The organism is Terrabacter sp. Ter38 (assembly GCF_024519435.1).
Taxonomy (GTDB): domain Bacteria; phylum Actinomycetota; class Actinomycetes; order Actinomycetales; family Dermatophilaceae; genus Terrabacter.
In genome coordinates this window covers 310056-321876 of record NZ_JALJRZ010000004.1, presented here as the reverse complement: position 1 = coordinate 321876, position 11821 = coordinate 310056, and the positions used below count along the sequence as shown (strand labels likewise).

7 protein-coding genes are annotated in these 11821 nt (G+C 73.3%); all 7 read right to left on the bottom strand.

Going from position 1 to position 11821, the window contains the following annotated elements; translation table 11 throughout:
- Nucleotides 1-34: 34 nt before the first annotated feature.
- The 7 genes from NR112_RS11315 to NR112_RS11285 are packed head-to-tail and all read right to left on the bottom strand — an operon-like array spanning nucleotide 35 to nucleotide 11815.
- A complete protein-coding gene (locus tag NR112_RS11315) occupies nucleotides 35-352 on the bottom strand; it encodes a hypothetical protein (protein ID WP_256794405.1) in 318 nt (105 codons plus the stop codon).
- Nucleotides 349-1005: a protein phosphatase 1 regulatory subunit 42 gene (locus tag NR112_RS11310; protein WP_256794403.1), complete on the bottom strand. Its 657-nt coding sequence runs from the start codon at nucleotides 1003-1005 to the stop codon at nucleotides 349-351. The genes NR112_RS11315 and NR112_RS11310 overlap by 4 nt, the downstream gene beginning before the upstream one ends.
- On the bottom strand, nucleotides 1002-6125 hold the full coding sequence (locus NR112_RS11305; protein WP_256794402.1) for a hypothetical protein: 5124 nt from the start codon (nucleotides 6123-6125) through the stop codon (nucleotides 1002-1004). The genes NR112_RS11310 and NR112_RS11305 overlap by 4 nt, the downstream gene beginning before the upstream one ends.
- A complete protein-coding gene (locus NR112_RS11300) occupies nucleotides 6122-7471 on the bottom strand; it encodes an ATP-binding protein (protein WP_256794400.1) in 1350 nt (449 codons plus the stop codon). Before NR112_RS11300 ends, NR112_RS11305 begins: the two co-directional genes overlap by 4 nt.
- On the bottom strand, nucleotides 7468-8679 hold the full coding sequence (locus tag NR112_RS11295; RefSeq protein WP_256794398.1) for a contractile injection system tape measure protein: 1212 nt from the start codon (nucleotides 8677-8679) through the stop codon (nucleotides 7468-7470). The genes NR112_RS11300 and NR112_RS11295 overlap by 4 nt, the downstream gene beginning before the upstream one ends.
- Nucleotides 8676-10892 carry a hypothetical protein gene (locus NR112_RS11290; RefSeq protein ID WP_256794396.1) on the bottom strand — a complete coding sequence of 739 codons (2217 nt, stop codon included), beginning with the start codon at nucleotides 10890-10892 and terminating at the stop codon, nucleotides 8676-8678. The genes NR112_RS11295 and NR112_RS11290 overlap by 4 nt, the downstream gene beginning before the upstream one ends.
- 20 nt (nucleotides 10893-10912) lie before the next feature.
- Nucleotides 10913-11815, bottom strand: a complete 903-nt coding sequence (locus tag NR112_RS11285) for a hypothetical protein (RefSeq protein ID WP_256794394.1) — start codon at nucleotides 11813-11815, stop codon at nucleotides 10913-10915.
- Nucleotides 11816-11821 lie beyond the last annotated feature (6 nt).

Below are 11821 nucleotides of genomic sequence, written 5' to 3'. Positions count from 1 at the left end.
CGGCGACCAACGGTCGTCCGTCGGCGGCCCAGCGTCAGTCTTGCGGGCGGTCGAGCCGCTCGGCGGCGTCCCGGAGCACCTGGGCGACGCGTGAGCCGAACCGCGCCCCCGGCGTGGGATCGGTCTCGACCTGCTTGCGCAGCGCCTCGGCCTCGGCCTGCGCCGCGGCCCTGACCTCGGGGTCCTCGGACTCGAGGCGCTCGGCGAGCGCCGCCACCTGACGCACCGCGTCCCCGACCGCGGCCACCGCCGCAGCGGGTGACGCCGTCAGCTCCTGGGGCGTGCGCCCGGTCTGCCGGGCCACCCACCGCGTCCCGGGCCCGTATGCCGTCTCTTCCGGTTCGGTGCTCATGTGTCCTCCTGCGCGTCGTCGGTACGCACCCCGAGGAGGTCGCCCGCGTCGCGGTCACCCCGGGCCACGGCTTCGAGGTCTTCGAGCGAGGTGACGACGTGGCCGGCCTCGGGGTGGGCGGTGAGACCCAGGCCGGTGGAACAGCCCCAGACCTCGTCGCCGACGCGGTAGCCGACGAGGGGCACGCCGGCATCGGCCAGGTCGACGTTCACGTCGGCGAGGGCCGGGTCGTCGAGGGTCACCAGCACTCCCTCGAGCGCCCCCGCCGCTGAACGACTCGGTGGGTCGAGGGGGTTGCCGGTCAGGTCCAGCACCTGGAGCCCGTCCAGTGCGATGATGGCTGAGGCGTCGCGGATCCTGTTGCGGCGCAATGACAGGACCTGCAGGGGCAGGCCGGCGACGGGCGAGACGTCGGCGAGGTCACTGTTCTCGACGGCGAGCACGTGGAGCCCGCTCAGGAGAGACAGCACGGAGTAGTCGCCGACGTCGCAGGCGATGAGCGACAGGGTCTCGAGACCGGTGAAGCGCTCGAGCCCGTCGAGGGAGCGAGCGTGCGACACGATGAGGTCGACGACCTCTCCCGGCGTGGTTCCCGCGGCGACCGCACCGGCCTCGACGAGCTCGGCGAGGGCCCGGTCCACGTCGGTCGTCATGCGCCCGTCTCCGCCGCGACGGCAGCGGACGACGCCGCGAAGTTGGCCTGGATCCGTTGCCAGTTGAGGCGCTGCCGGAAGGCGAGCTGCGCCACCGTGAGGGCCGCGTCCTCACCGCTCTCGAGCCGGAAGAGCATTCCGACGGGCTGGCTCAGGGCGCTCTCGGGAATCATGCCGACACCGCCGTCCCAGACACGCCCGGGCAGCTGGGACTGCAGGTGCTGGATGTACGCCAGTGGCCCGAGCCCGTTCTGCGCGTTGAACTCGTTGCGAAGCCAGTCATGGAACTCCTCCGTGCCCATCGTGCCGGTCATCGAGGTCGGGTCCGCCGGGTCTCGGAACGCACCGACGTGGCCCGACATGCGCACCGTAGCCACTGTGCTGTCCGCCGCGCGCATGCCTCGTGGGGCGCGCGAGCTCGTGACGACGGGCGGGTGCAGCACGTAGCGCGTGGGCGACCGCAGCGTGTTGTGCGCGACGACCCACCGGAGGCCGTCGCGGATGTTGCCGGTGTTGGCGGTCTCGACGGCGGTCTCGATGACCCGCGGGATGAACCCCGTCGTGATCCACTCGTGGCTCGCGGGCTCGACCTTGCGGAAGAGCCGCTTGACGTAGTTCTTCGTCTCAGCGCTCGCGTTCCAGACGGCGATGAACTGGGCCCACGTGACACCGTTCGAGCTGCCGGGCGAGACCATGGCGCGCAGGAAGGCGATGACGTCGCCGGCCCGGGTGATCGCCGTCTTGATGAGCGGGTTGACAACGTCGGCCGGGAGCCCGACGAACGACCCCCAGCGGCCACCGGACGCCGTGAAGGTCATCGTCTGGATCTGCCGCAGCAGCGCCGAGTTGTCCTCGGTCGTGATCGAGCGGTTCGCGACTCGGATCATCCGCGTCACCGTGTCGCTGCCCAGCACCCGCAGGAAGTCGGTGCGCACCGTGTGGGCCGGGTCGGGCGAGTCGGTCTCGAAGGCGTGGTTCTTGAAGGTGCCGGACGAGGCGGAGCGTGGGTTGCGCTGGCTGCCGACGAGGAACCACGGCAGCAGCTGTCGGTGCGTCGACGGCTGCCCCAGGTAGCTACGAGCGCCGTCGGTCGAGACCACGCTCGGCTCCCAGATCGGCGTCGTGCCGTCCGGCGCGAGCTTGGGCCGCGCGATGGTCGGCTCCCACTGGGAAGCTACGGTCGCCGCGTACTCCGTGCCGTGGCCCTGGAGGTGCGAGGCGATGTCGCGGAGGTAGTCGTCCGGGTTCTTCTCCTCGAACAGCTCGAAGCACTCGCGCAGGACGGTGGCGAGCCCTCGCTGCCGGGACTCGAGAGCGTTGTCGGACGGCGGCTCCTGCTCGCCCCGCGGGTCGCGGTTCGCCGCCTCGAAGGCCTGGGCCAGGGCGTCGGCCTCGGCGTCCATCGACGTGAGCAGCCCGTCGAGCTCGGTCAGCTTGGCGTCGGCGGCCGAGCGGTCCTCGGCGTTCTCGATGGCGGAAAGACGTCCCCGCCACTCGGCGGCCTTGTCACGGATCGCGGTCGGGGTCGAGGCCACCATGAGCGTCGCGTCGTTGCCGGCTCGGTCGATCCAGGTGCGGTGGGCCTCGTGGGCGGCGCTGAAGCGCACTGTCGTGCCGAGCTCGGTGTCGCCGTTGTGGCCGGCCTGCGCGGGATCACCACCGATTCCCATGCGCGCCAACAGCGCCCGCCCGCGCTCGGCGAGGAAGCCGATGACCCGATCCATCGCGGCATACACGACCGCCTGCATGCGGGTGATGACGTCGGCGATCTCGCCGGGCAGTCCACCGAGGTGACAGAGGCCGGCGAGGAAGTCGATGACCGGCGGGATGAGAGAGGCGAGGGAGCGCTCGACGGCGGCGGCCAGGCCGCCGATGTTGCCGGCGATGACGTCGGCCATGCCGTTGACGATGGCCTCGACGAAGCGGAAGATCCGCGCCGCGTTGCGGAAGATCCACGAGCACACCTGGTAGATGAGGTCGATGGCCTGGGCGATGGCACCGACCGGGTTGAGCATCCCGATGACGCGGACGACGACCTGCTGGATGAGGGTCTCCACGAGATACTGCACCGCGGCCTCGAGGATCATGTTCACGATGTTCTCGGGGGTCAGCTGCTCCTTGACGAGCTCGACGAGCCCCTCGGGTCCGCGTTCGATGAGGACCGAGACGAGCTGCCAGGCGGCCTCGATGACGTCGACCGCGGTGGGTCCGATGTGCCGCACGAGGATCTCGCGGACGCGCGGCCACGTGACGCCCATGAGCTGGAGCGCGAAGGAGAAGAGGGAGCGCGCCGAAAAGTCGCGTGGCATCGGGATCGGGGTCTCGAGCCCGGAGAAGAGCCAGTCCCAGAAGCCGTGCAGCACATGGGTGCCGAAGTGGTCGAAGAACTGCTCGAAGCCCTGCTTGACCCCGGCGACGAGGTTGTTGATGAAGTTCTCGGGGTCGTCGGCGATGTCGGAGATGACCTGCTCGATGCGGGCGATCAACGCCCAGAAGGCCGCCGGGGGGATCCCGACGAGTCGGAGCAGGCCGTTGATGATGGCGCGCACGGGGTCGTCGATGAACTCCTCGATGGCCGCGACGACCCGACCGATGAGCCCGCCGGCCTCGTCCCGGCGGGCCTGCGCCTCGGCATGCACCTCGTTGACCGCCTGGACGGCGCGCTGCGACACGTCGCGCACGAAGCTCGTCTGGGCGTCGGTGACGTGCTGGCTGAGGCCGTCGAGCATCCCGGAGAACCGCGCCCGCTCCTGCGCCGCCCACTCGGGGAACTCCGCCTCCATGGCCCGGAAGGCCGTGTCGATGTCGTCACGGGCATGGTTGATGACGGCCTGCGCTGCGGCGACGACACCGTTGACGTCGCTCGAGATGTCGGTGAGCAGGGCGCAGACGCCGTCGCCGAACTCACGCTCGGCGCGGTTGTACTCGTCCGTCACCCAGTCGGGCAGGCCCCCGATGTAGTCGCCGACGGCGAGGATCGCGCCGCCGACGCCGGAGTGCCGCTCGTCGATCCAGCGCTTGACCCGGTCGAGCGTGTCGTGGAAGTCCTGCGAGAGGTGAGCGAGGCCGGCGTCCCAGCGGGCGATCGCGGTGCGGCTCAGTGGCTCGAGCAGCGCGTTGACCTGCGTCTGCGCCTGGTCGTAGATGCCCTGGGCCCGGGTCGACACCGACTCGCGGGTCTGCTCCTCCGAGGTGACCATGCCGCCCTGGCCGCCCGCGACGGCGCCGACGGTGCCGGACCGCGAGGCCCGCATGGCCGCGACCGCCTGCTGCTGCAGTGCGGCCATGTCGCCCTGGGCGGTGTCGATGGCCTGCTGCTGCTCTGCCTGGATCTGCTGTGGCGTCCGCTGGGCCGCCTCACCGAGCTCCCCCCGAGCGGCGCGCGCCTCGGCGAACGGCCCGTCCGGGATCTCCTGCGTGACCCGGGTGTCGATGCCAGAGTCGGCGATCCGCTGGTCGGTGGCCGCGACGTCGGCGTCGAGTGAGGTGTTCTCCGGCGGGATCGGGTCAGGCGCGGCACCCGCGGCGTCCACGCCCATCCCCGGTGAGGTGGGTGACGGGGCGGCGATCGGGGTCGGGTTCAGCGCGGGTGTCCCCGCCGGGGGGGAGCCCATCGCGTCGTAGCTGCTGCCCACCTCCGCGGTCTGCGTCTCCACGGACCCCGTGATCGTGGCGCCGGCCGCCTGGGCCTCGTGGGTGGGATCGGTCTCGAGGAGCTGGTCCTCGTCCTCGGGCCGGTTCTCGCGGATCGCCGTCCGGATGCGGTCGCACAAGGCGACGATCTCGGGGCTCGGCGCGGGCCGTTCGCCGAGCTCGGCGGCCAGCTCCTCCCTGGCTCGAGCCGCCGTCTCCGCGGGCGGCTCGGTGACGGCGCCCCGGGAGTCGGCGACGTTGGCGTCGGCCGTCGGCAGGTCCCGCGCCGCACCGGCTGCGCTCCGCACCGCCCCGGCGACCGACCCTCCGCGAGCCGTGGCCGCGGGGGTCAGCGTCGTGGGCGGCTCAGGCATGATCAGCTCGACCACCGGCGGGGCCGACTCCCCCTCCGCCGTCGGCTCGCCCGCGTCACCGCCGGGTATGCCGCCCGCCGCGGTCCCCGCGTCGGCGCCCACCGCGTCTGCCCCCACCGCGTCCGTCGCGGCCACCGCCGCGGTGGCCTGCTCCGCGGTCTCACCGGTCGCCGGTGCCTCACCCGTGCGTGCGGCCGCCTCTTCGGCGACCGTGCTCGTCGAGGCGGGCTCCGGCACGGTGGCCGGCACCACGGTCGTGTCGGCCGGGGGTGCCGCCGGGGCGCGCGGGGCGGGTGGCACGAGCGGTGCGGGCTCCCCGGTGACGGCGCCGAAGAGGCCGCCCAGCGCGGCCCTGATCGCGGCGTCGAGCACGGCGAGCATCTCGGGGCTGTCGACGCCGTAGACGCCGGGCGCGAGGAAGAGGTCGGCGTCGGTGACGAAGGCGGGCGCGCCTGCGACGGGGGAGTCCGGGTGGACACGGATGCCGCTGACGTCGACGCCGAGCAGTCCCCGGTAGACCTCGGCCACGCGTGGCGTGAGTGGAAGTCCCGGCGGTGTGGCGTCGCCCGGCAGGTGGATCGTCGCCTGCGCACCGCTCCGGGGCGCGTCGACGCCCTCGGGCGCCGACCAGCCGGCCTCCGCCGGGATGGGTCGCAGGTCGACGCCGAGCGTCGTGCCGCGGAGCGTCACGGCCGGGGCCGCCACGGGCTGCTCGGGCGCCCAGCCCTCGACCCGCCAGGTCGCCTCGCCGAGGTGCAGGCCGAGCAGGCCGACGCGAGCTCGCATCTCGACGCTGCCGTCGAGCGACCCGTCGGACCGGAATCCGGCGCGGCCCGTCAGCTCGGTGAAGGGCCCCCGTCCGCTGAGCACGACGGCGCCACCGTCGACGCCCCACTCGGCCTGCACGGCCGACAGCCCGCCGGCGGTCGTGGCCGGGTCGAGCGCGACGACGGCGGCATCGCCCACCGGGCGCGGCACGCTCCCCAGCACGGGCGGTCCCTCGCCGACCGGTGACCTCGGCGCGACGGCATCCCGCGGCGACCGCGTCGAACCGGCCCGCTCGGCGTTCGGGCCGGGACCCGGTCCCGCGCGGGTCGTGACCGGCGTGCTCACCGTGGCACCGTCCGCCCCGCCTTCTCGAACTGGCGACGGATGCCGTCGAGCAGGTGCGCGGTCGTGACGACCCGACCGTTCGACGCGGCGAGGTAGGCCGCATCGAGCGTCGCGTCGCGGATCTGCGCGCCGGTCAGGGGGAAGCGGCGCGCGAGCTCGCGCAGGTCGATCGCCGGATCCATGGGCAGCGACGCGGGGGCCACAGCGGCCCAGAGCCGCTCGCGCTCACCCGGCCCGGGCTCGGGGAACTCGACCATGACGTGGATGCGCCGCTGGAAGGCCGTGTCGATGTTGGCGAGCAGGTTGGAGGTGAGGACGACGATGCCGGGGTGCTGCTCGACCCGGGACAGCAGGTAGGACACCTCCTGGTTGGCGTAGCGATCGTGTGCGTCGCCGACCTCGGTGCGCGCCCCGAAGACCGCATCCGCCTCGTCGAAGACGAGGACACAGCGCTCGCGCGCCGCTCGCTCGAAGACCTTGGCGAGAGCCTTCTCCGTCTCCCCGATGTACTTCGACACGAGCGCCGAGAGGTCGACGAGGTATGCCGGGAGGCCCGCCGACGCTGCCAGCGCCGCGGCCGTCATCGTCTTCCCGGTCCCCGGCGGCCCGTGGAAGAGTGCGATGAGACCGCTGGCATTGTCGTGGTGGGCGCCGAAGCCCCAGTCGTCGACGACGGTGTCACGCTGGGTGATCCGGGCGGCGAGGTCGTCGATGCGGCTGCGCGCGGTGGCGGGCAGGACGACGTCAACCAGCGTGTGGACGGTCGTGAGCGGGCGCGCCGGGAAGTCCGACGACGCGACGGGCACCTCGACGGGCAGCCCGAGCAGCCAGGCCACGAGGGCGGGGTCGGGACGCAGCACCCCGGACAGGTCGCCGGGCGGGTCGAGGGACAGCAGCCCCTGCGCGCGCAGCCGGCCCTGCGACGAGAGCAGGACGGTGGCGTCGAGCCGCCCGCGGAACGACCGGGCGACGAGGGTGCGGGCCACCTCGCCGGTCAGGCCGACGACGGAGGGGCGATCCGTGAGGGCGCCGTAGCGCACGGCGAAGCGCTCGTCGGCGTGAGGTGCGACCGCGGCCACGAGGATGACCGCCTCGGCGGCGGACAGTCCGGTGAGCGTGACGAGCTCGGCGAGCGGGCCGACTCCCGCAAGGCGTTCGAGCGACGGCAGGCCTTCACCGTCCCCCTCGATGCCGAGCGGTCGGCCGGCGGGTCCACCCCGCCGCTCCTCGATGCGCACGGCCACGAGCGCATCGAGCATCTCGAACGCCGCCCGCAGCTCGGCGACCTCCCGCGCGCCGGTTGCGGCCCGGGAGGTCCCGGACACCGACTCCGGCCCGGCTCTCACCGGAACCTCACGGTGACGGGCGGTGACCATGGCAGCTTGAGCAGGCCGATGGGGTAGGGCAGTCGCGGCAGGAGCACGTCGAGCGGGTGGGTCGCGGCCGTGAGCAGCACCGGGTCGCGGCCGGTGTCGAGCAGTCCGGCACGCACGACCCAGGACGCCCGCACGAAGGCCTCGCTCGACCGCTCGAAGCCCGGCAGCAGTCCCGCGAAGCCGGCGAGCACGCCGTGCGCCGACTCGGCGATCTCGCGGGCTCCGCTGAGCGGCATACGTGCTCGGGGCTCGACGCCGACGTCGGGTGCCCGCCCGGCGAGGAGGCGGACCAGTGGGTCGTCGGCCAGCGACGGGTCATCGGGATCGACGACCGCGGCGAGCGCCGCCTCGCGCACGTCGACCGGGTCGAGCCGCGGGTGCAGCGCCTCGGCACGACGGCAGTGGTCGGCGAGCCACGGATAGAGCAGCACGATGCCGGCGGCGCGAGTGAGGTCGGCGAGCACGACGGGCGCGCCGCTCTCCGGCGCGACCTGGGCGACGGCCGCGAGCCGGGCGAGCACCTCGGCCTCACGGACCGGGCGCGGAACGGTGGTGGGCGCCACGTCCTCCGGCTCGGGTGCGTCCCCGGTCGACACGTCGTCCGGCGCTGGTGCGTCAGGCAGCTGGGGCGGGTCCGACAGGGACCGTGACGGCGTCGTGTCCGCCGCGGCTGCAGGGCCTGAACGTGCCTGCGGGGCAAGGGCCCTCTCGATCGTGTCGACGAGGGCTTTCCACTCGGCGTCGCCGAGCCGCGGGCGGGCCGACGCCGCCACCTGGGGGTCGGCCAGGGCGAGCACGGCGGAGGGAAGCGCTGCGGGACGCGGACCGGCCGTTGCCCTCCAGAGCCTCGCCGCGGTGGCGACGTCGACCGGCGACAGCCTGGAGCCCTGCCCCCGGGACGCGTCCGGATCCCCACCCGGCGCGACGACGTCGCGACGCCCGCCTCCATCGGCGAGCAGCTGCGTGCGGATCGCCTCGGCCCACAGCACTGCGAGCGTCTCGTCGTCGTAGTCGTCGACGGACAGGTCGAGCGTCACGGCCACGTGCTCGAGACGGACGTCGCCGACACCGGCCAGGGCCCGGTCCAGGGCCGCAGGCAGCGTCGTGGCCGCGACGCGCGCGAGTCGTCGTGCGCCCGGCCCGCGCAGGCGCAGCACGTCGACGGCCACGTCGGTCACGGCACCAGGCCCCCGAGGTCACGCAGCTGCGCGTCGAGCTGCCGACCGACGTCCTTCGGGACGCCCGCGGCCTTGACGAGGGTCCGGAGCGTGCCGAGGACCTCGAGCGTCGCTGCCGTCAGGGCGGCGGGTTCGAGCGTCTCGACCGCCTCCTCCGGCGTGTCCGGCGGCGCCACCGCCTGCGCGAGCGCGGCGTGGGCGCGGTCGGCCGCGGCGGCATACCTGCTGAAGCTGCGGTTGCGCGGGTTGGGCAGCGACCGCAGCGCGTCCACAGTCGTGCGTGCGAAGTCGGCAACTCCCTGAGCCAGGTCGCGGTCGACCTGCCCGGACGGCTTGACGATGCCGCCGATACCGCCGATGCCGCCGACGCCCGGACCGCTGATGACGCCCCCACCCCCCGGCCCGCTGATGACACCTCCGCCGATGACGCCGCCCCCGACGTGCGTGCCGATGTTCGGGTCGATGGCGATGACGCCGCCGCCGCCGGCCTTCGGGTCGAGCTTGATGCCGTCGCCGAACTTCGAGATGACCTCGACCTTGCCGGCGAGGACGTCGATCTGGTTCTGCACCGTGTCGATGCGCTTGATGCCGGACTCGAGCTCGCCGAGGCGGTTCGTGATGGTCACCGCGTCGAAGCTGCCGCGGAACGACGTGAAGTCGGTCTGGAGCGTCGAGAAGGAGCCGCCGAGCCCGGCGACCGACTGGTCGAGCTGGCCGAGGTGGGTCTCGAAGCCGGTCGACAGGCCGCGCAGCTCGGTGGCCGCCGCCATCGCCTCGGTCGCGGCGCCCACAGCCGCCGGGAGCGCCGACCCCACGGTCCGGACGTTCTGCACCGTCGGGACGCGGCCCGTCGATACGACGACGCCGTTCGCGTCGGTGCCGAGCACGACGGAGTCCGAGGCCGCGAAGCCTCCGGCGGGCGCGTAGCCGTCGAGGGTCATGACGTCACCGGCCGACATGACGCGGACGTCGGCGATGGCTCCCTGCCCCGTGATGAAGCCGCCGAGCACGGTCCTGACGTCGTTCGCGTCGTGGCCGAGGAAGTCGGTGAGCGGGAACTCCTGCTCGCCGAGCACGTCGATGGGCTGCCGCTCGTAGACGACGTCGGGCCGCTCCCACGTCTTGATCGGCGGGTTCCAGACCGGCTCGCGCGGGTCGAAGACCCACGTGTGCCGCCACTTGTCGGGGATCTCCTTGGGCGGGAAGACGATCTTGACGCACCGGTCGCCGACGCGGATGGACCCGACGGGACAGGCGACGGGCGGCTTGGGGTCGCCGACCGGTGCCGGGTCGGGTGGCGCGTAGCCGGTCAGGAGCGCCTCGACCTCGTCGCGGAAGGCACCCGCCGGGTCGGTGCACGACCCGCCGAGGAAGGCCTCGGTGAACCCCCGCGGCGGCTCCCACGCGTGTCGGTAGGTGCAGTCGAAGACCCACACGCCCGCCACCTGGTGCACCGAGCCGAGGACGACACCCGGCCGCGTCGTGTCGCGGTCCCAGGTGAGCGCCAGCAGGGCGCGGACGCGCAGCAGGTCGAGGGTCGCGAAGAGCACCATGTTGAGCCAACCGCACTTGTAGCCGCGGATGCCCGCCGTGTCGGTGCTTGCGATCGACGTGGCCTGGAGCCTGGCGATGAGGGTGGGGTCGACGAGGGGCGCGGTGCCGTTCGTCAGTCGGGCGGCGATGGCGTTGCGCAGGGTCGGGTAGGAGTTGATCGGCGACGAGTCGAGGGCGAGCCGGATCGGCTCGACGCTGAGCAGCGGCTCGGCCGCGAAGTCCATCCGCGTGCCGGTCACCCGACCGGCGACGATGCGCAGCGCGACCCCACGCGTGTGCAGCTCGGCGTGCCCGGCGCAGCCCGACTCGCCGCAGTCCGGGGTGGGCTCGATCGCGTCGGTGGACTCGAGGACGAGGCTGAACCCTTCGGCCGTGGCATCGACGAAGTCATAGGTCACCGACTCGGCGACGGGCGGCAGGGGCAGTGTCTGCTCCACCCCGAGGAGCAGCGGCTCACCGCGCTGGTCGATTGCCAGGCCGGGCCCGACCGTCAAGGTCGTCGGCGTCGAGACCGTGCCGCCCAGCCCGGCGTTGACGCCGAAGCCCACGAGCCGCCCGACGAGACGGTCGCGCTGGTGGAGGAAGTCCCGGAGGTCGTTGAGCTCGGCCTCGGTGAGAGTCTGGCCGTCCACGAAGACGGGGTACTGGTTGTCTGCCATCGCTGGATTCCCTTCGGGACTCACGTCGTCGAATCGGTCGGCAGGAGGCCGACGCCGAGGCGGTCGATGCCTCGGCCGGCGTCGATGCACTCGTAGAGGTGGATGCCGCTCGCGTGGCTCACGACCGACACGACGGAGCACAGGAGCGCATTGAGGTCGGCCTGCTGCTGCTGGACGGCGAGGGCGTATGCCGTCACCTCGTCCGCCGTGGGCGTGGCCGGGAGCGTCGGCGGGGACGCGAGCACCGCGAGGTCGGTGAAGACGGCCGGGTCGGTGAAGCAGACGCGCAGGTCGACGTGGGCCGGGGCGTAGCGCCGCACGAAGTCGACCGCCTCCTCGCGCCGCTCCCAGTCGACGAAGCCCTTCGCCGTCGACGGGTCACCCGTGCTCGGCACGGGCACGCTCGTCGGGACGAAGAGGGTCGCGGTGTAGGGCTCGGCGGTGAGGCCGGCACCCGGTGCCTTGAAGTGCTCGAGCAGGTAGGGCCGGCCGGCGGCCGGAAGGTCGAACCACAGGCAGAACCAGCTGAGGAACCCGCGTGGGGTGCCGCGGCGGCGCCACAGCCTCGTGCACCGAGCGAGGAGCTCGCGACGCTGCTGGAGGCCTCGCTCGGTGCCCGGCCAGCTGGTCGGGAAGGTGACGCTCGCCCACCGCGCGACCTCGTCGTAGGTCTCGAGGTGGTGCGCCACGAGCGCCTCGGCCCCCGCGTCGAGGGACAGGGCTGCGGGCCAGCGCAGCGTCGCGTCGGGCCCGAGCGCCGTGAGCAGGTCCTCGAGGTGCTCGACGACGGCGTGGCTCAGCTCGTCGGCGAGGCCGAGGTAGGCGTCGACCTGGGCGAACGAGAGCTCGTCCTCCTGGTAGACGGCAGGCAGCTGCGACGCGAGCCGGGTGTGGTCGGGCCCGCGGGCGGGGGTCGCGGTCACCGCGCT

Bases quoted from the DNA above. Each gene is read 5' to 3' on its own strand.
- NR112_RS11315 (WP_256794405.1), bottom strand. From the start codon at position 352: ATGAGCACCGAACCGGAAGAGACGGCATACGGGCCCGGGACGCGGTGG.
- NR112_RS11310 (WP_256794403.1), bottom strand. From the start codon at position 1,005: ATGACGACCGACGTGGACCGGGCCCTCGCCGAGCTCGTCGAGGCCGGT.
- NR112_RS11290 (WP_256794396.1), bottom strand. From the start codon at position 10,892: ATGGCAGACAACCAGTACCCCGTCTTCGTGGACGGCCAGACTCTCACC.